Consider the following 19,426-nt stretch of genomic DNA (forward strand, 5'->3'; position numbering starts at 1 on the left):
CCTGTTCCACATTAACAGGCAAGATGCCTGTTCCACATTAACAGGCAAGATGCCTGTTCCACATTAACAGGCAAGATTGTTCCACATTAACAGGCAAGATGCCTGTTCCACATTAACAGGCAAGATGCCTGTTCCACAAACAGGCAAGATGCCTGTTCCACAAACAGTAAATTTCTTGTGGGGTGGGCATCCTGCCAGCCCATAAAAAGCTTGTTGAAAATGGTTCAAATAATTAAAAAGCGCTATAATAATTGACAACTAATGACGAATGACAAATAACTATGGTGCAATTAACTGCAAAAATCTCTGCTAACGAGTTAGCATATTTGGCTGTAGATTTGATTCGGAAAAGTGGGTGCGAGTACGGTGATGTGCGTTTTTGCAGTTACCGAAGGCAGAATCTTTACGCGCGCGATCGATCTTTAAGCAATTTGTCAGATAATGTAAGTTCCGGTTTTGGCGTGCGAGTGCTGCTAGACGGGGCTTGGGGGTTTGCCGCCAGTCACAGCAAAACACCGGCAGAGGTTGCAAGAATAGTCGCTTTGGCTGTTGAAATCGCTAAAGGCAGTCGCTTGACTCAAAAGGAACCGGTGCGGTTAGTGCCTGTCGAAAAATATGTCGATACCTACATTACTCCAATTGAAATTGACCCTTTTTCTGTACCCGTTGCTGACAAAGCTGAACTACTGTTAAATATCAACGAGCGACTGCTAGCACACGGCGCACAAGGCATCAAAAAAGCTTCTTCTTTTTTGCAGTCAAGCCGCGAAGACAAGGTTTTTGCTTCTACAGAAGGCTCGCTAATCGAACAAACAATCTACCGCAGCTATCCGGGTTTTAGCTGTACAGCAATTGCGGGCGGCGATGCTCAAAGTCGCAGTTACGAACGCCCGCCGCTAAATATCGGTTACGAACATATTAATCCCGATGATTTGTTGAGTCAAGTCGAAAGAGTTGCCGCCGAAGCTATTGAGAAAGTCCGCGCTCCCAAAATCCCTGCTGGTATTTGCAAATCCCTGATTCTTAAGCCGACAAATTTGTATTTGACAATCCACGAATCTGTAGGTCATCCAACTGAATTAGACCGGGTTTACGGCTACGAATCTAATTTTGCTGGCACGAGCTTTGCTACTACTGATAAGTTAAATAAACTGCAATACGCTGCACCTTGGGTGAATTTTAAGTGCGATCGCACTCAACCAGGTGGCCGCGGTACAATGGGTTACGATGATGAGGGCGTAAAGTCACAAGATTGGTACGTTGTCAAGGATGGAATTTTAGTTGATTATCTCACTGATAGAGAGACGGCTTATCGCCTCGGACGTGCCAGCAGCAACGGTTCTGCTTACGCTGACAGTTGGTCGAGCGTGCCGATGGTGAGAATTCCTAATTTGGGATTGGAACCAGGCCCGGATGGCGGTAGCCATACTGCTACTTTGGCAGAGATGATTGCTGATACGGAAGACGGGATTTTAATCGACGGTATTGGTAGTTATTCGATCGACCAGCAGCGGCGCAATTTTCAATTCGGCGGCGATGCTTTTTGGAAGGTGGAAAAAGGTAAAGTTGTCGGTATGTTGAAGGATGTAACTTATCAGGCGATGACTACTGATTTCTGGAATCAAATAGATGCGATCGGGCCGGCTTCGGAGCTGGTTCAGTGCGGTACTAATATATGCGGAAAGGGCGAGCCGATGCAGGTTGCTCAAATGACTCACGCTTGTGTGCCGGTGCGAGTGAGGGATATTCAACTTGGGGGAAATTCTTAATTAGATTGTAGGTTTTTAATGTGAAAATTCCAGCGGATGCTATCATACCAGAAGCAAAGTTGACGCGCTACTTACTCGTTCCCAAAGCACAAGATGACAAGTCAAAATTTCTCGCTCAAGGGGGTTTTAGTCAAGATAACCCAGAAGCTTTGTTAGGAGCCATCCAGTTTTTGATAGCGTCGGCTGAGGCAGTAGAAAATGGTGCTAATGAATTCGGAAAGTTCTTTCGCGCCGAAGGTGAGTTGCCAGGGGCTAATGGACGTAATTTAGCAGTTGTTACAATTTGGTTGCAGTGGCAAATTGACGGAAGTTTTCATTTTATTACTCTCAAACCCAAAAAGGAGTCTCGACGTGAAACTTGAACTTTACCAGCGTGTAGCATTGTGTCGCGATATGCCGCTATATCAGCTAAAAAAAGGTGATGTAGCCATGCTCGTCGATCGTGTACCTCATCCAAGGGAAGGGGAAGATGATGGCTGCGTTCTAGAAATATTTAATGCTTTAGGAGAATCGATTTTAGTTGTGGCTGTTTCTCCTTCAGATGTGGAACCTCTGCGAGCAGATGAAGTGTTAGCAGTACGCTCTTTAGTACAGGCGAGTTAACCGTAGTATTGCGGGTAAACCTATTTTTAAATACAACAAATCTTCCGGGACTTTAGCTTATGCTCGTAACAACATCGCCCGCAATTTTAAGTGAAGACCAAGCCTTATCTTTACTAGAAAAGGCAGTCAAACAATCGGAAGCCGAAGCAGTATTTGTCAGTCTCTATACTGGCGAAGAATCTCTTTCCCGCTTCTCGGAAAATCAAATCAGCCAAAATATTAGCAAAACTGTATTTAGCCTGAATATTACTAGCTATTTCGGCAACAAAAGCGCCTCTGCTGCTGTTACAGAATTTGATGAAGATGCGATCGCCTCCGCAGTCAAGCGATCGGAAGAATTGGCCAGAATTGCGCCGGCAGACCCCGAATGGATGCCCCTGCTGCCGCCTCAAACCTACGATTTGCGATCGCCCGCATTCGACACAGCAACGGCAACTGTATCGCCTCTAGCACGGGCCGAAATGGTGCAGCAAGCGTGCGCGAGATCCTCCCAGGGGGGGGCTCACGGTTCGGGCACTTTGAGCACTGAGGCGTCGCTGTACGCGATCGCCTCGTCAACCGGACTCCGCGCCTGCAACCATTCTACAGAGGCAGATTTCAGCTTTACTGCTCGCGTTGAAGACGGTTCTAGTTGGGCGAGGAGCACTGCTTGGAGTATTAACGAATTGCCGATCGCCCAATTAGCAGAACAAGTGCTCGATCGGGCGATGGCATCCCGCAACCCGCGCCCCATCACTCCCGGCGTTTATCCGGTAATCTTTGACGGCGCTGCTTTTGGGGGCTTGCTACCGTGGGTGATTTGGGGGCTGGATGCGAGGGCGGCGGATGAGGGGCGATCGTTTATGTCGATCGCCGATGCAGAGGGAAAACCAGCGGGAAACCGCGCGGGGGAACAACTTTTTAGCCCGTTAGTGCAAGTGCAGCGCGATCCGGCTCATCCTTTGTTGCGATCGAATACTTTTTTCGACGACGGATTGAGCAATAACTATTTGGAAATCATCAAAAATGGCGTCCCTCAAAGTTTGTCTTATTCCCGCTACTGGGCTGCACAAAAAGGCAAAGAAGCAAAAGGTGCTTATTACCCGATCGTAATGACAGGTTCCGAGCAAAGTTTAGCAGATTTAGTTGCTCAAACCGAGCGCGGAATTTTCGTCAGTCGAGCTTGGTACGTGCGTTACGTTAATCCGAAAACCTTGGAAGTAACGGGAATGACTCGCGACGGTACTTTTTGGATTGAGGATGGCAAAATTGCTTACCCGATTAAAAACCTGCGTTTCAATCAAGTTTTACCTGATATGTTGCGCGATGTGGATGCAGTTAGTGCGGTGAAACGTTACGGCGGTAGTGTCGTGCCCGGAGTGCGCGTGAAAGCTTTTAATTTCACGAGTATTACTGACAGTTTGTGACTTGCACATTTCTAACAATCTGTAGGGGCGGGTTTCACAAACCACAGCCAACAAAGAACAATCTCTCAAACCCGCCCCCACCCAGATTAATGCGAGTGATTTATCGTGAAGGTAGAGTATTTATTTTGATAGTTAGGATTAAAACCAGCTATTATAGTCATCAGTCTGGTGTCTGTTGTTAGTAACAATTCCCAATTCCCAATTACAAATTACAAATTATCAATGAATCAATATTTTGCTACAGTTGCGCGCGGTTTAGAAACTATTGCCGCCCAAGAATTAGAACGTTTAGGGGCCCAGGATGTCAAGCCAGATTTTACAGGGGTTTACTTTGCGGGCGATCGCGCTTTATTGTACCGCGTCAATCTTTGGTCGAGAACAATTTTTCGAGTGCTAATGCCGATCGCCGAATTCCGGTGTTACAACTCGGATATGCTCTACCGCGAAGTGCAGAAAATCCCTTGGGACGAATACTTAGATCCCGACAATACTTTAGCAGTCAACTGCACTGGCGGCAACGAAAAATTGAACCACACACACTTTACAGCTTTGCAGGTCAAAAATGCGATCGCCGACCAACAGCGCCTTCAATTTAACAAGCGTTCTAATGTTGATGTAGAGCATCCCGATTTACTCATTAATATTCACATCCATCGAGACCACTGTATTTTAAGTTTAGACAGTTCTGGCGGCAGTTTGCACCGCCGGGGATATCGACCGGCGATGGGGCTTGCTCCCCTCAAAGAAACCCTAGCTGCGGCTTTGTTGGATATGGCAGAATGGACGCCAGATTTGCCGTTTTTAGACCCGATGTGCGGTTCTGGAACTTTGCCTTTGGAAGCGACTTTAAAGGGATTGAATATTGCACCGGGATTGTTTCGAGAAAAGTTTGGATTTATGACTTGGCGGGATTTTGACGAACCTTTGTGGGATAAACTGTGGGCCGAAGCTGAAAATAGTGAGCTACCAGAACTTAAAGAGGTGATTGCAGGGTGCGATCGCGATTCCGATATGTTAACCCAAGCTCGCACGAACGCGCAGCAAGCTGGTATTTCCGGTAAGATTCAGTTTGCTCAAACCGAGCTATCCCAGTTGGAAGCACCTGCAGACAGAGGCGTTCTGATTTGCAATCCTCCCTACGGAGAGCGCCTGGGGGATGCTAGCGAATTGGGAGATTTGTACAAGATGTTGGGCGATATTTTCAAGAATCGTTTTAAAGGTTGGAATGCGTTTATTTTGACTGGAAATAAGGAGTTGGGTAAAAAGGTGGGACTCAGGACATCGCGGCGAATTCCTGTTTTCAATGGCTCGATTCCGTGTACTTTGCTCAAGTATGAACTGTATTAGGGGAGGGAAGCGGTAAAAAATCAGAGGTACTAATAGTAAAGGAAAAAAAGAATAGATGCCGAATTGAATGGCTCAACAATCATCAAATTAAAATACTAATTTTACATTTGAATATATTGTTTTCTTACCTTTAATATCCGGTCAGGTAAATTAACCACAATACTTGTAGGGGCGGGTTTCACAAATAATCTGTAATTCACATCCATAATATCTATAAACCCGCCCAGCCCGATCGACAGAATTCCATTAGGGGAAATTCAAGGGAAATGACATAACATCTACACCGGCAACAAAGAAACGTGAGCGGAAACAATCTTCCACCCTTGAGGAAACTTCCGCCACATCTGACTCTGCCGCCCCAGCCGCACCACTCCATCCATGACACGGCGAAATTCCAGCGTCACAGCCGCCGTTTCTGCATCGAAAGTCACGACTTTGAGGTTGAACATTTCTCGATCGACATTTACAGGCGATCGTCCTTTGCGAAAAGCCCTCACCTCTTCGCTCCCGTACAGGTTCTCCGTTACGCCAAATCGCACGACTTCCGGCGCATCCCAGAACAAATTATCGAGAGTTTCAATATCATTCGTACAAAGAGCTTTTTCGTATTTTAAATATAGTTCAGTTAACTGGGCCACCACAGCAGAATCATTGATAACAGTCATAAATTGTTGATTTCAAAAATCTTAATTTCACAAATTTTGTTTGCAATAAGGACTAAAGTCCTTACTACAAACGCAACTAATTACTGAAAATTAATGCTCAATTTTGAGCGAAATAATCTTGTCGCCTTGGCGGATAGCATTGACGACAGACATATCCTCAGTTTTGCCAAAAGTTGTGTGAACTCCATCTAAATGAGACTGGGGAGAATGGCAAATAAAGAATTGGCTACCACCCGTATCGCGGCCTGCGTGAGCCATCGATAAAGTTCCTGCCTCATGTTTGTGGGAGTTGATTTCACACTTGATTTTGTAGCCGGGGCCGCCCGTTCCATTGCCTTTTGGACAGCCACCTTGAATCATAAAGTTAGGGATGACTCGGTGAAAGGACAATCCATCGTAAAAACCTTTTTCCGCCAAGTCAACAAAATTCTTCACTGTGTTAGGCGCATCCGCATCAAACAATTCCAAATTGATTGTGCCTTTGTCGGTTTCCATAATAGCGCGGGTCATGATTTTTCCTTGCTTCCTAAAATGAGTGTGTTGCCTGCGTGTTAATTGCGGACTTCGCTTTTATAACGACAGATTCAAACTGTCGTTATATTGTGGCTTTCAGAAGTGTAGCATATTCCGGCAACTCTCATAAGACTTATGTGCGCTTTCTGAGGAAACCCGGTTTATTCCGAGATTTGTGGTTAGCAAAGCCAATATTTTCGGAGACACCGGGCTTGTTACCCTCAGCCATATTTTAATTGTTGGTCACTTGCGGGCGATCGGGTTCTTCCTGAATATCGTTCATATTAAAAATGAAAGGAACCCGACTGGAACCTGCGCCCATAACTAACACTTTTGGCATCTGAGCGCCGCCGCTTCTCCAAGCTTCGATCGCCTCTTTTTGCAGAACTAAATCGCCGCCCTGAGCCTTCAAAGTTTCAGCCAATAGCCTTTGAGCTTCAGCTCTACCTTGAGCGCGGTTAATGTCAGCTTGAGCCTGCTGCTCTGCTTCCTGAGCCACATAAACAGCCCTTTGCGCGCGCTGTTCAGCGACCTGTTTCTCCTCAACCGCTTTCGCAAAATCTGTGGAGAATCGAATGTTAACCACACTCGTATCGAGCACGATTACATCATACTTTGATAGCCTTTCCTTCAGCGCAGTATCAAAGTCTCGCTTCAGTTCACTTCTTTGAGTAATAGATTGTTCGGCGGTTCTCAGTGCAGCGGCTGTTTTAAATGCTTCTTGCGTCTGAGGAGCAATAATTTTTGAGACTATATTCTCCAAAGTTCCTTGAGTCCTTCTGATCTCCACTATTTTATCAGGATCGAGGCGAAAGTTGATCGCAAAACTAGCATTTAAATCCTGAAGGTCTTTAGTAGCACTCTGGGCGGGAACTTCAAACTTTTGCACTGTTACATCGTACACATCTACCTTGGATATTAGCGGGGGTCTGAGGTGAAACCCCTCTAACAATGCTCCATCTGTGGCTTTTCCTAAAACACTGACTACCCCTGCTTCACCTGGATTGATGACGACAAAAGAGTTTAATCCCAGGAGTAGCGCGCCTACTAATAGAATCCCAGCGAATGCTGATGATATGCTCTGAAAACTTTGATTTTTCAACTTACACGCTCCTTTGTGATCATTCCATTATAATTGTTAAATGGATTGGGCAGCCTCTAAAGTCTAAAATCTAAAATTAAAATCAAAAATGGATGGGGTCGCCTCTCAAATCTAAAATCTAAAAGGGATTGGCTGATGCTCAAAATTGTTAAATATCCTAGAACTTATCACATCGAAGGTTCGCGTTTCCAACCAGGCGATGAAGACCTCGACAGCGTGCCATTTAGCGCTTTGATCGATCGCCCGACAGTGATTGAAGAAAAGGTAGACGGCGCTAATACAGGCATCAGCTTCGCACCAGATGGACAAATGCTGCTGCAAAGTCGCGGTCACTATCTCACCGGCGGGCCGAGAGAAAAACATTTTAACTTATTCAAACAGTGGGCTTTCAGTCTCAGCCCAGCCCTGGGAGAAGTGCTGGGAAATCGCTACATTCTTTACGGCGAATGGCTGTATGCCAAACACACTGTTTTTTATGATTTTTTGTCGCACTATTTTATGGAATACGATGTGCTGGACTTAGAAACCAGTCAATTTCTGAGTACAGAATCCCGCCGCAAGTTGTTAAATGGACTGCCGTTAGTGTCCGTTCCCGTGCTGTTTTCTGGAGTCCTGAAATCTCCCAAACAAATGAGGCAGTTTATGGAAAAATCTAATTTTATTCAACCGGGACATTTGGAACGCTTACGCTTGTACTGTAGGGAATTGGGAATAGATGAAGAACGGTGTTTGAAAGAGACTGACAAGAGCGAGATTATGGAGGGGCTGTACATTAAAGTCGAAGAAGATGGCATAGTAAATGCGCGTTACAAATACGTGCGTGACAGTTTTTTGACTGCCATTAAAAATGCCGAAGGACATTGGCTAAATCGCCCAATTGTACCCAATATTCTGCGTCCCGGCGCAGATTTATTTAATTTTAGTTAACCCGCAGGTAAATTTATGACTGCACTGTTATCGCCAACTTGGACTTTTCCCTTTTGTCCACAACCGCCCCATTGGTTCCTGGATTGGGACAGCATTCAAAATCATTTCGATTGGATTCAAAACTTAAAAGGCTGTCAGCAAGACCAGATTTATCACGCCGAAGGAGATGTTTTAATTCATACCAGAATGGTCTGCGAAGCATTAATATCTTCCCCGAATTGGCGGCAATTACCCGAAAAAGAACGATCGATAATTTTTGCCGCCGCTTTGCTGCACGATGTCGCCAAACCAGCCTTTACAAAAATCGAAGCCGATGGCAGAATTAGCTCAAAAGGTCACGCCCGCCAAGGTGCGAGGATGGTCAGACAAATTTTATCTCAATTCGAGCCGCCAGTGCAGTTTGAGATTCGGGAAACAGTGGTGGCGATCGTCCAATTCGGCAGTTTACCAATCTGGCTGATCGACAAACCCAACCCGCAGCAGTCTGTAATTAAAGTTAGTCAAGTTGTCCGCTGCGATTTCCTCGCACTTTTAGCCGAAGCAGACGTGCGCGGCCGCCACTGCGCCGACAAACAAGAATTGCTCGATAAAATACAACTATTTCGTGAGTTTTGTCAAGAAAATAATTGTTTGGATTCTCCCCGACAATTCCGATCCGCACACAGCCGATTTATCTACTTCCGCAAAGAGAACGGAAACCCGGATTACGAAGCATTTGACGACACTAAATGCGAAGTAATTTTGATGTCTGGCTTGCCAGGAAGCGGTAAAGATTATTGGATTCGGGAAAATCTTCCAGATTTGCCGGTAATCTCACTGGATGCACTGCGGAAAGAGATGAATGTGCCTCCCGACGAAACTCCCGGCAATGTAATAATGGAAGCCAAAAATAGAGCGCGGGAATATATGAGATTGGGGCGTTCTTTTATCTGGAATGCTACCAACACTACTAAACAAATGCGCCAGCAATTAATTAAATTTTTTGCCGATTATCAAGCGCGAATTCGGATTGTTTATTTGGAAGTACCTCTCGAAGAAATATTGCGCCGGAATCGATCGCGCACAGCAACAGTACCGGAAGCAGTCATTCGCAAATTAGCTGCGCGGCTGGATATTCCAGACATCACAGAAGCGCATCAAGTCCAGTGGATCGTTAACAATTAATCTCCCTTTTTACCTCAAACTGTTAGAGCCCCGACTTCTTAAAGAAGTCGGGGCTCTGGGCATTAGGTTTGGGGCTTCCCTTGATATCAATGAGTTTGATAATTTTCCTCAGTCCAACAGCGCGGCAAAGTTTCACCGGAAGGAAAGACTAAATTACTTTTTGCAAAAGTTGCTTTCTCTTGCTCTTCCTGACCAGCTTGATTTTTTCCCGGCACTTCTTGTTTTGTAGGGCTAATTAAAGCATCTACATCGAGGATTTCTATCAAGTCGCCTGATTCTTTTTCTTGTAAAAGCATAGTTTTTCCGTGAAGGGTAAATGCGAGTTAGGGTTTGAGGACAACTTTGATGCAGTTGTCTTTTTTCTGTTTGAAAATCTCGTAAGCGTGGGGCGCTTCATCCAATTTCATTCGGTGCGTAATTACGAATGACGGGTCAATTTCGCCTTTTTGAACGCGATCGAGCAAAGGCCGCAAATAGCGGTGAACGTGCGTCTGTCCCATTTTCATGGTCAAGCCTTTGTTGAAAGCTGCACCTAATGGCACTTTGTCAACGAAGCCGCCGTAAACGCCAGGAATTGACACTGTGCCACCCTTGCGACACGCGAGGATCACTTGTCGCAGGGCGGTAGGTCGATCGCTCTCTAAACGCACGGCTTGCTTAGCTTTGTCGTACAAAGCGTCGAGACCGGTGCCGTGGGCTTCCATCCCCACCGCGTCGATGCAAGAGTCGGGCCCGCGTCCCCCCGTCATTTCGGTGACGGCTTCCCCGGCGTCCATTTCTTCGTAGTTGATGATTTCAGCTTTGGCCGCGGCCGCCATTTGCAAGCGTTCGGGTACACGGTCGATCGCAATTACTCGATCGGCCCCCAGCATAAACGCGCTTCTGATCGCAAATTGTCCGACTGGCCCGCATCCCCAAACTGCTACAGTATCCCCCGGCTGAATGTCGCAGTTTTCGGCCGCCATGTAACCGGTAGGAAAGATATCGGTGAGGAACAATACTTGTTCGTCAGAAAGTCCGTCGGGAATTTTCAAAGGGCCGACATCTGCAAACGGAACCCGCGCGTATTCTGCTTGACCTCCTGCATAGCCGCCCGTTAAATGCGAGTAGCCAAACAGTCCCGCCGGCGAATGACCGAACATTTTTTCAGCCAGCCCAGCATTGGGGTTGGAGTTGTCGCACAGCGACCACAAGTCGCGGTTGCAAAAGAAGCAACTGCCGCAAGAAATAGTAAAAGGAATAACGACGCGATCGCCCTTTTTTAAGTTCTTGACTTGGCTGCCGAGTTCGACTACTTCCCCCATGAATTCGTGCCCCATGATGTCGCCCGATTGCATTGTCGGGATGAAGCCATTGTAGAGGTGCAAATCTGAGCCGCAGATTGCTGTAGACGTGATTTTAACTATGGCATCGCGCGGGTTGATAATTGTTGGGTCTGGTACATTATCAACTCGCACATCATTTGCTCCGTGCCAGCAAAGAGCTTTCATTATTTTTTTTCCTCTAGTCAACTACTAGCTAGCAGATTTTTGATTCTAAATCTTAAATTTACTACGCCGATAAATTACCTGCTTGGATATTTTAATTTTAAGCATATAAAATATATTTTCTCTCTATCCGAGGTATAATTTATAAATCTATCTTCCGGCTGTTTTCAATAACAAAAATGTAAACTTTATGCCCCTAAAATGCGGAAAATTTCACATTCTTCTGTTAACCCCCAACATTTTTAGCAACCACGCCCGACTGTTAGGACGTTCTTAATTGCTAAAATCCTTGCTTCTGCCTTCTGCCTTCTGCCATAACAGCTAACAACTAAATAGCTGAGATTGTTTTTGTCGATCGCCGATCGCTCTCCTCTCACAATAAATAAAAATTTCGCACTTAATCTCACTATATGCGAGGCTTAAGCTCACATTAGATAAAAAGCGACCGAAAAATTCTCAACTAAAAGCGGGTTTATCGATTATTAAGTAGGGCGCGTGACTTTTGTATAGGTCAACACTCTTCCCCAATATTGAGAATCACGCACCCTGCTTAAGGAGGATTAATCGTCAAATATTGTATATTAGTTAGAGCTAAAAGCCGAGCTTGCGCTAAAGTTGTTAAAGATTAAAATTTATCGATCGCCTTTTATGCCTTACACTGCATCTACCCCAACAGACCCCCATCAACCCAACATCCGCAATGCCGACCACCGCCTACTAGAATTCACCAAGCTGACGCCGATGATGCAGCGGTATGTTGAAGTGAAAGAACAGTATCCCCACGCACTTTTATTGTTTCGAGTCGGAGATTTTTTTGAGTGTTTTTTCCAAGATGCAGTTACAATTTCGCGGGAATTAGAACTTGTTTGTACTAGCAAAGAAAGCGGCAAGGAAATCGGCAGAGTGCCGATGACAGGAGTGCCGCACCACGCCCTCGACCGCTACACCTCAATGTTAGTTGAAAAAGGCTATGCTGTAGTAGTTTGCGACCAAGTTGAAGATGCCTCGATTGCTGCTAAAGAAGGCCGCCAAGTCAAGCGAGAAATTACCCGCATTCTCACTCCCGGAACTTTGACTGATGACGGAATGCTCAAACCCAGACAAAATAATTTTTTAGCAGCAGTCGTCATCGCTGGGGAACATTGGGGATTGGCTTATACAGATATTTCTACGGGAGAATTCGTCACTACCCAAGCAGACAGTTTAGAACAATTAACCCTAGAATTGCTGCGCTTGCAGCCTTCGGAAGTCTTGGTACCGACTAATGCGCCGGATTTGGTGACTATGTTGAGACCCGGAGAGAAATCCGAGCATTTGCCCGATTGTTTGCCGAATTCGTTTTGCTATTCTTTGCGATCGCAAATTCCGTTTACTTTGTCCGAAGCAAAACAGAGAATCCTGCAAAAGTTCAAAGTGCGATCGCTAGAAGGCATGGGATGCGGCCACCTTTCCCTCGCAGTGCGCGCCGCCGGCGGTTTGCTGCAATATATCGAAGAAACTCAAAAGGAAAAAGCAGTTTCTTTGCAAAGATTGCACACTTACACTCTCACCGATTTTCTCATCCTCGACTACCAAACCCGCCGCAATCTCGAAATTACTCAAACAGTGAGAGATGGGGTTTTTCACGGTTCCCTGCTGTGGGCGATCGACAAAACCAGCACCGCAATGGGAGGCCGCGCTTTGCGCCGCTGGGTGCTGCAACCTTTGCTCAACATTAAAGGCATTTGCGCCCGACATGACACGATTCAAGAATTAGTAGAAAATAACGCCCTGCGCCAAGATTTGCAGCAGTTGCTGCGCCAAATTTACGACATCGAAAGACTGACAGGCCGCGCCGGTTCTGGAACAGCTAGCGCGCGGGATTTGGTCGCTTTAGCTGATTCTCTCTCGAAACTGCCGCAATTAGCCTCGATCGCAGCCCAAGGGCGAGCGCCCTATTTAAAAGCGCTGCAAAATGTACCGCCAATTTTAGAAGAATTAGCAAGTAAAATTCACGCTCATTTAGTTGATGAACCGCCGATTCATCTAAAAGAAGGAGGTTTGATTCGATCGGGAATCAATCCCATGCTGGATGAAATGCGCCACACTGCATCAGCAGACCAAGAATGGATTGCCAATTTAGAAGCAACTGAGAGACAACGCACGGGAATTTCTAATTTAAAAGTAGGCTACAATAAAGCTTTCGGATATTATATCAGCATTACCAAATCGAAAGTAGACCAAGTGCCGAAGGACTACACCCGCAAGCAAACTCTCACCAATGAAGAACGCTACAGCACTGAAGAATTAAAAGAAAGGGAAGTGCGAATTTTGACAGCGCGGGAAGATTTAAATCAATTGGAATACGATATTTTTGCTCAAGTGCGATCGGAGGTAGGAGAACACGCCGAAATTATTCGCAACGTTTCCCGCGCCGTGGCGGCGGTCGATGTTTTGTGCGGTTTGTCAGAAGTAGCAGTTTACCAGAATTACTGCCGCCCGACTATGACAGAAAGTCGGGAAATTAAAATTATTGAAGGTTGTCATCCTGTGGTGGAAAAGTCTTTGCCGCCGGGATTTTTTGTACCTAATTCTGCTTTTTTGGGTCGGGAAGAATCGTTAAACCGCCCAGATTTAATTATTTTAACCGGGCCGAATGCTAGCGGGAAAAGCTGCTACTTGCGGCAGGTGGGTTTGATCCAGTTAATGGCGCAGATGGGTAGTTTTGTGCCGGCGAAAGCTGCGAGTTTGGGAATTTGCGATCGTATTTTTACCCGCGTCGGCGCCGTCGATGATTTGGCAACCGGTCAATCTACTTTTATGGTAGAAATGAACGAAACTGCAAATATTCTAAATCACGCGACGCCGCAATCATTGGTTTTGTTAGATGAAATTGGCAGGGGAACGGCGACGTTTGACGGACTTTCGATTGCTTGGTCTGTGGCAGAATATTTAGCAACTGAGATTCGGGCGCGGACAATTTTTGCGACTCACTATCACGAATTAAATGAGTTAGCTTCTATTTTAGATAATGTCGCAAATTATCAGGTGACAGTGAAAGAATTGCCGGATCAAATCGTATTTTTGCACCAAGTTCAGCCGGGAGGTGCTGACAAATCTTACGGAATTGAAGTGGGCAGATTAGCTGGTTTACCGCCGTCGGTGATTGACAGGGCGAGACAGGTGATGAAGCAGATTGAGAAACATAGCAAAATTGCGATCGGGCTGCGGAAGGGTGTTAAAAAAGATGGCAAAAAAGAGTCTGAGGGCGAACAGTTGGATATTTTTGAGGATTGAAATTCCCGGAGGAAAAAAAATTGTAGTAACTTCTATATTGCACGATTTCCAAGAAGCCTTTCAGGGGCGGGAAGGATGCCCACCCCACAATAAAATTCACTCTTTGTGGAACAGGCATCTTGCCTGTTCATAAAAATGCAATATAGAAGTTACTACTTTTACTACAAACCAGGAACTCTCCAGCAACTCTAACGTCCATTTTGCAACTTTCTTACCTCTTTGTGCACGCTCATCCCAATTTCCAAAGCCTCATTCAGCAACCGCCCGTATTCAGTCGCCCGATCGCTCACATCTACCGCCATCAAAGCGGCCAGATTACTTTCAATATTAGCAAATAACTCGTAACGGCGACCGATAAATTGCTGATTTTCCCTGAGAATTCTCTCTGTTTTCAAAGCACAGACTAAACTTTCTCTAGTAATTTTTAATGCCTCAATAGCATCTCCTCGGTTAATTAAATTGGCTTGTAAATTGCCAGCAGCCGTTAGGCGATCGATAATATCTAAAGCCTGAATCACCTCATGATACTTCTCAACTTCATCCAGCAGACCCGCCAGCGTTGCCAGAGGCTTTGCCTTAACCCATTTATAGACATTCCAAGCAACAGTCATCGCCAGGGACAAACCTAAAGTTATTTGTAAAACCCTGACAAATATCTCAGCATCGCTAAATGAACCAACATTATGTTGATTAGCCAGTAAAGCAACAGGCAACGAAACAACTAATGTCAGGCAAAATATCAGCAACTCATTCAACAAAAGAGAAAACAGCTTTTTGCCGTCCCGGAGTGCAGCAGGTCGGTAAAAATCCGCTGCAAAACCGTCGCTCAAAGCTATTCCGCTCAAATCTTCCAACTCCTTCTCAGAAATTTTTAACTCATCTAAATCCGCTTGTATCACTCTTCAAAATCTCCTTAAATTGGGATTAATTACGATCCTCCCAGAGACATAATTGATTGCCACAGACTCATATAAAAATTGCTGTCTCGGTTTCGGAACAGTTGAAAAGCTTGTCCCGGTGCGCCAAAAAACGGTCTTAGCGTCCATCCCAATTGACTGCCAACAAACGCATAAAGTCCCAACCAGAAGCGCAAAATATTTAACCTAATGTCTTTGCCTTCCGCATCTTGTTCTGAAAGAAAGTGCATTCCTTGATAAATGAAACTTACTCCCAAAAATCCTGTGATTGCCATGATAGCAACATTCAGCACCAGATAAAAATTGTAATTGGTACTGCTTATGAGGAAAAACAAACTAACAGGTGCAAATCCAAACAGCAAAACGCTAATCATCGCCATCGCTGTCATCAACAATGTCAAATACTGCTCAAAAGTTCGTTTTGAACCAAACATGACATTAAAAAAGTAAAGTGTGGGAAAGCAGATAATCAGCGTCAGCAGGTAAAGTGCTGGCAACTTAATTGCTGAAACCAGACATTGCATCCACGTACTAGATGCACCTAATATCGCTCCGTAAATGCCAAAAAATACGGTACTAGAAATCAACAAACCGAAAATTTTAGATTTAAGCTTGACACCTTGGCGAATTTCTTCGAGAAATTGTTGCCGTTCCCGCAGCAAATACATTACTACTGAAAAATATTTCACGGGCTCTCCTTGTGACTGGTGCGACTCCGAATCAGTCATAACTCAAGCTGAGTGCGATCGCCAACCTTGGCAAATCATGGCACTCTATGTTAACTAATTATTCTTGTACCCAGCTCACCACAAGCTGAGAGGTGGAGGCGTTTTGAGAGATACTTGCCAAGCTAAACGGCTCAAACTGAATACAGTTATGCTTTGTATTCAATTTGTATTCATTTGTCTCCAAATTGTCTCCAAAAAGGTCATTTGATAGTCTTTTCGTAGTCATTTGATACTCAGTTGATACTCAATTTCACCCCCGACTCAGCCGTATTCTAGGCAATAAAAAACCTCAAACCGTTGATTTATCGTTGGTTTGAGGTTTTTATAGGCGCAAGCGGGCCGCGGGAATCGAACCCGCATAGTTAGCTTTTTAGACTGGGTTGACTTGGGGAAACTCATCGCACTCCTACTCGCATCAACGGGAGTGTTTGTGCTGGCAATGTCTATGTGGCGACAAATCAATCCCCTGAATTTATTTCCCTCCCCAGTTCGCATCAACATTCAAATCGGGACAAAATAATGAGCCTACAACTACGCCTTTTTGGCGGCAATTCCGACGCTGGAGAACTAACTGCCAGCAACGACGGAGGACACGCTATTGACAAATCAAAAGTTCTGGCAAGCACTGACGCAAGTGTCATCACACCGCTAAATCCTGGTAATTTTTCCAGCATCCGTAGTGTTCCACTTGTGCCAGCACCGCGCTACTTTACCAAGGAAGAAGCGGACGCAATGAAGGATTTAGCAAAAGAGAAAATAGACGGTGCAAAACCGTCTAAACGCGCCTATGAAGCGCTAGCAAAAGTTGAAGAACCCGATGCTAAAGTTCACCGCCATCACCGCAAATATGAGGGTGTTGTTGCTGATAATGAACTAGGCAAAAAACGTTCATACACTTTACTGGCTAAGCACTTGCACAGTTTGCGTCCCGGTTATGCCCGACTGGGTTTAGGGATTGATAAAGCTGACAGCGATGCCCGCACTCGGATTGATGAAATTAAAGCCAAACTCACGGTAGGGGCTAACTAAATGAAAGCGATGTATCTGGCAAATTACTTCGTTGCCGGGTGCGTCGCTTTCTCCCTTTTGGGGTGGATAGCGAGTTTGCATCCGATGGCAATGAAAGCCGTTTTATTCTTGTTAGCAGCTATTGCGATTGCTTGGGGGTTGAGTTGGTTGCTTGACTATTCCCTGAGTAAGTTGCTCAAGATTTCAGTTGCCGATTTACAAGCCCTTTTAATTGGCGGTTTAGCGATGGTGCTGATTGGTTTGGGGGTGTTTCTATGCAGCTAAAACTGTTTGTGTTGAGTGCGTCCTCTGTCGTGCTGTGGTTGGTTCCACTAGCAGCACTAGACAAAAAGCTAAACAGTCACAAAGCGGTGCAAGGGGTGAGTTTGTGTGCTGCGATTGCTTGTGCCGTTTCCGCTGGCAACATCGCCCGTCAATTAGCTGACGAGGGAGAAGTTGAGGAATTGAAACTGAGAGCGATTAAAGCTGATGTAGAGGATGAAATCAGCACCAGCGTCTATGTTTCACAGCAACAAAGACAGCAGGAGGCCGAGCAAATTCTAGCTTCCCCTGGTGAGGACGTGGAAGAAGCACGGAAGGCACTCGAAGCCATATATAGTAAAGAATCTGAGGAACCGGAAGTAACTACCAGAATTACCACTTCCGAGCCAAATCCCCTAGATAAAGGGCTGTATGCGGAAATCTGTAAGTCACGGGAAGCTGGCAAAACTAACACTTGGATTATTGAGAACATTCTCAAGATGAAGGGGAGGAAGTTCGCAGAGGGCAAAGTCAGATTACAAGCTTTGCTTAGCCAGTTTGAGGGAGAGTAACGAGCGATGGGAGCAAGTGCAGACAATACGAAAGGTTTACTACAACCCTATAGGGTTGTAAGGGTTGTTCACAGCTACTTTCTTGCACTCCGATTGCAGGGTGCAGAATACGCAGAGATTGTGTGCAAGGCTTTCGCCACACCTATAGGTGTTCTCGTCACCTCCCCTGCTACTTTTCTGCACTCCGATCATGTGGCTCTAGTCACCGTAAGCGGATCAGGTGCATGGTTTCCCGGAACCCTATAGGGTTCCATGTCTTACTTACAGCTACTTTTGTTGTGGCGTGACTGTAAACAAAGTTGCAAACCCTACGGGTTTGTAGATGTAGTCAGAGTGTGGTCAGAGTTGATCGCTAACATCGGCAACACTAACCCCCCTACCCAAAACCATCCTGTATGATGAGAGTACGCATTTCTCCGAAGTGGACTCCATGTTCTGCGGTAGAGGTTGGGAGTAGGAGATGCAACATAGCACGGGATTGATAGAGAAAGCCACTGATAGCCCACGCCTCCCGGCAACAAATACTTCTTTCACCTACCCTTCTAGCCCACATTCCGCACCCCGAACTGGCACATACGCGGATTGAGGGGTAAAAGTGAATCATCCGAGACCGAGCCTGAGTAAAAATACTCAATAATTTTGGTCGCGATCGCATCACGAGCGTTAAAAATTCCTGGCAAGAGAAGTGAGGGAGAAGTAAAGGCATGAGTTAAATCTGATACCAGTTAAAATTGCGAGCGGTAAAAAACCAAGTTTATTACGTATCCGTAACCCGATCGGCTGACCAAAATGCGTTAATTGCGAGCGCTCTTCCGTAACCAATCATCACCAAAAGTAGTGTAAACTGGCCAGATCGATGAACGCTCAAATCAAGATTCAGCAGCCCATGCAAAAAGCATCCCAGATGACAATAGAAAACCTAGATCATCTGGGCTTGATAGCCGGTCTAATTGATGACCTAGGAATAGTCCAAAAAATCAATGAATTAGTAGGCGAACAACGGGGCGAGATAGTTAGTCCCGGCCTGGTAGTTAAAGCCATGCTCATCAATGGATTAGGGATGGTTTCCGCTCCATTATATTTATTTTCTAAATTTTTTGAAGGGAAAGCAGTAGAACATTTACTTGGAACTGGGATTCAAGCATCACATTTGAATGATGACCGTTTAGGAAGAGTATTAGATAAATTATATTTGGTAGGAATTACGGAAATATTCACAACCATTGCCCTGGAGGCAGCTCAAAAATTCGAGATAAATACCGACACATCTCACCTCGACTCAAGTTCATTTCATGTACATGGCAAATATGAGCAAGAATTGCCATCAGTATCTTTTTCGCGAGAAACAGATAGCAGTCAGTTAGATAATTCATCAATCAACCATCAAACATCCCCCATACCAATTGAGATTACCTACGGCTACTCTCGGGATCATCGTCCCGACTTAAAACAGTTCATTTTAGACCTAATTTGTAGTGGAGATGGAGATGTACCACTATTTTTACGAGTTGCTTCAGGAAACGAATCAGATAATTCTCTATTCGCCTCAATTTATCAAGACTTTAAAAACCAATTAAATCTCGACAGTTTAATGGTAGCCGATAAGACATCTCCAAAATAGTAACAGTTCGTGGTAATATCACATCATAAAGCTTTTTTGACACAGAAACATGAGCGACAT

Annotated in this window: 18 protein-coding genes and 1 pseudogene; 12 read left to right on the forward strand and 7 right to left on the reverse strand. The window is 45.3% G+C overall.

From position 1 onward, the window contains the following. Positions 1-281: 281 nt before the first annotated feature. The 5 genes from QUB08_RS24715 to QUB08_RS24735 all read left to right on the forward strand — a co-directional run bounded on the left by QUB08_RS24715 (position 282) and on the right by QUB08_RS24735 (position 5,125). Positions 282-1,769: a TldD/PmbA family protein gene (locus QUB08_RS24715; protein WP_333227991.1), complete on the forward strand. Its 1,488-nt coding sequence runs from the start codon at positions 282-284 to the stop codon at positions 1,767-1,769. A gap of 20 nt (positions 1,770-1,789) precedes the next feature. After that, entirely contained in the window at positions 1,790-2,131 is a 342-nt protein-coding gene (locus tag QUB08_RS24720; RefSeq protein WP_333227992.1) for a DUF6883 domain-containing protein, read from the forward strand. Then, complete coding sequence (locus QUB08_RS24725) at positions 2,121-2,372, forward strand: DUF4926 domain-containing protein (RefSeq protein WP_333144873.1); 252 nt, start codon at positions 2,121-2,123, stop codon at positions 2,370-2,372. The genes QUB08_RS24720 and QUB08_RS24725 overlap by 11 nt, the downstream gene beginning before the upstream one ends. 59 nt (positions 2,373-2,431) lie before the next feature. Beyond that, positions 2,432-3,778, forward strand: a complete 1,347-nt coding sequence (locus tag QUB08_RS24730) for a TldD/PmbA family protein (RefSeq protein ID WP_333227994.1) — start codon at positions 2,432-2,434, stop codon at positions 3,776-3,778. Positions 3,779-4,000: 222 nt separating this feature from the next. Beyond that, on the forward strand, positions 4,001-5,125 hold the full coding sequence (locus tag QUB08_RS24735; RefSeq protein WP_333227995.1) for a class I SAM-dependent RNA methyltransferase: 1,125 nt from the start codon (positions 4,001-4,003) through the stop codon (positions 5,123-5,125). 278 nt (positions 5,126-5,403) lie between these two features. Here QUB08_RS24735 and hpxZ read toward each other — a convergent pair whose 3' ends face one another. The 3 genes from hpxZ to QUB08_RS24750 all read right to left on the reverse strand — a co-directional run bounded on the left by hpxZ (position 5,404) and on the right by QUB08_RS24750 (position 7,405). Next, positions 5,404-5,790 (reverse strand): oxalurate catabolism protein HpxZ, encoded by a 387-nt coding sequence (gene hpxZ / locus QUB08_RS24740; RefSeq protein ID WP_333227997.1) that lies wholly within the window; start codon positions 5,788-5,790, stop codon positions 5,404-5,406. 90 nt (positions 5,791-5,880) lie between these two features. Next, positions 5,881-6,300 (reverse strand): peptidylprolyl isomerase, encoded by a 420-nt coding sequence (locus QUB08_RS24745; protein ID WP_333227999.1) that lies wholly within the window; start codon positions 6,298-6,300, stop codon positions 5,881-5,883. Between the two features lie 235 nt (positions 6,301-6,535). After that, on the reverse strand, positions 6,536-7,405 hold the full coding sequence (locus QUB08_RS24750) for a prohibitin family protein (protein ID WP_333228001.1): 870 nt from the start codon (positions 7,403-7,405) through the stop codon (positions 6,536-6,538). Positions 7,406-7,540: 135 nt separating this feature from the next. On the opposite strand from QUB08_RS24750, the gene QUB08_RS24755 reads away from it, so the two are divergent. Both QUB08_RS24755 and QUB08_RS24760 read left to right on the forward strand, forming a co-directional pair. Then, a complete protein-coding gene (locus QUB08_RS24755; protein ID WP_333228003.1) occupies positions 7,541-8,332 on the forward strand; it encodes an RNA ligase family protein in 792 nt (263 codons plus the stop codon). A 15-nt stretch (positions 8,333-8,347) separates the two neighbouring features. Then, the gene (locus tag QUB08_RS24760; RefSeq protein ID WP_333228005.1) at positions 8,348-9,496 is read left to right on the forward strand and encodes an AAA family ATPase; all 1,149 of its coding nucleotides are present in this window, start codon (positions 8,348-8,350) and stop codon (positions 9,494-9,496) included. Positions 9,497-9,582: 86 nt separating this feature from the next. On the opposite strand, the gene QUB08_RS24765 is transcribed toward QUB08_RS24760, so the two are convergent. Both QUB08_RS24765 and QUB08_RS24770 read right to left on the reverse strand, forming a co-directional pair. Beyond that, positions 9,583-9,792 carry an acetyltransferase gene (locus QUB08_RS24765; RefSeq protein ID WP_333065679.1) on the reverse strand — a complete coding sequence of 70 codons (210 nt, stop codon included), beginning with the start codon at positions 9,790-9,792 and terminating at the stop codon, positions 9,583-9,585. A gap of 27 nt (positions 9,793-9,819) precedes the next feature. Next, positions 9,820-10,986, reverse strand: a complete 1,167-nt coding sequence (locus QUB08_RS24770; protein ID WP_333228007.1) for a zinc-dependent alcohol dehydrogenase — start codon at positions 10,984-10,986, stop codon at positions 9,820-9,822. Positions 10,987-11,631: 645 nt separating this feature from the next. Between QUB08_RS24770 and mutS the strand changes: the two genes are divergently transcribed. Beyond that, positions 11,632-14,259, forward strand: a complete 2,628-nt coding sequence (mutS, locus tag QUB08_RS24775; protein WP_333228009.1) for a DNA mismatch repair protein MutS — start codon at positions 11,632-11,634, stop codon at positions 14,257-14,259. A 188-nt stretch (positions 14,260-14,447) separates the two neighbouring features. On the opposite strand, the gene QUB08_RS24780 is transcribed toward mutS, so the two are convergent. Next, positions 14,448-15,158, reverse strand: coding sequence for a hypothetical protein (locus tag QUB08_RS24780; protein ID WP_333228011.1), 711 nt, complete (start codon positions 15,156-15,158; stop codon positions 14,448-14,450). A 29-nt stretch (positions 15,159-15,187) separates the two neighbouring features. After that, entirely contained in the window at positions 15,188-15,904 is a 717-nt protein-coding gene (locus QUB08_RS24785; protein ID WP_333228013.1) for an actin-binding WH2 domain-containing protein, read from the reverse strand. Between the two features lie 519 nt (positions 15,905-16,423). Between QUB08_RS24785 and QUB08_RS24790 the strand changes: the two genes are divergently transcribed. The 4 genes and pseudogenes from QUB08_RS24790 to QUB08_RS24805 form a co-directional block, all read left to right on the forward strand. Beyond that, a complete protein-coding gene (locus tag QUB08_RS24790; protein ID WP_333228015.1) occupies positions 16,424-16,933 on the forward strand; it encodes a hypothetical protein in 510 nt (169 codons plus the stop codon). Continuing rightward, positions 16,934-17,197 (forward strand): hypothetical protein, encoded by a 264-nt coding sequence (locus tag QUB08_RS24795; protein ID WP_333228017.1) that lies wholly within the window; start codon positions 16,934-16,936, stop codon positions 17,195-17,197. It abuts the gene before it with no gap. Next, positions 17,188-17,745, forward strand: coding sequence for a hypothetical protein (locus tag QUB08_RS24800; protein ID WP_333228019.1), 558 nt, complete (start codon positions 17,188-17,190; stop codon positions 17,743-17,745). The genes QUB08_RS24795 and QUB08_RS24800 overlap by 10 nt, the downstream gene beginning before the upstream one ends. An 886-nt stretch (positions 17,746-18,631) precedes the next feature. After that, positions 18,632-19,348: pseudogene (locus QUB08_RS24805) on the forward strand (IS1634 family transposase); the annotation flags it as partial. Positions 19,349-19,426 lie beyond the last annotated feature (78 nt).

The sequence above is a fragment of the Microcoleus sp. BR0-C5 genome, assembly GCF_036705045.1.
Lineage (GTDB): Bacteria > Cyanobacteriota > Cyanobacteriia > Cyanobacteriales > Microcoleaceae > Microcoleus.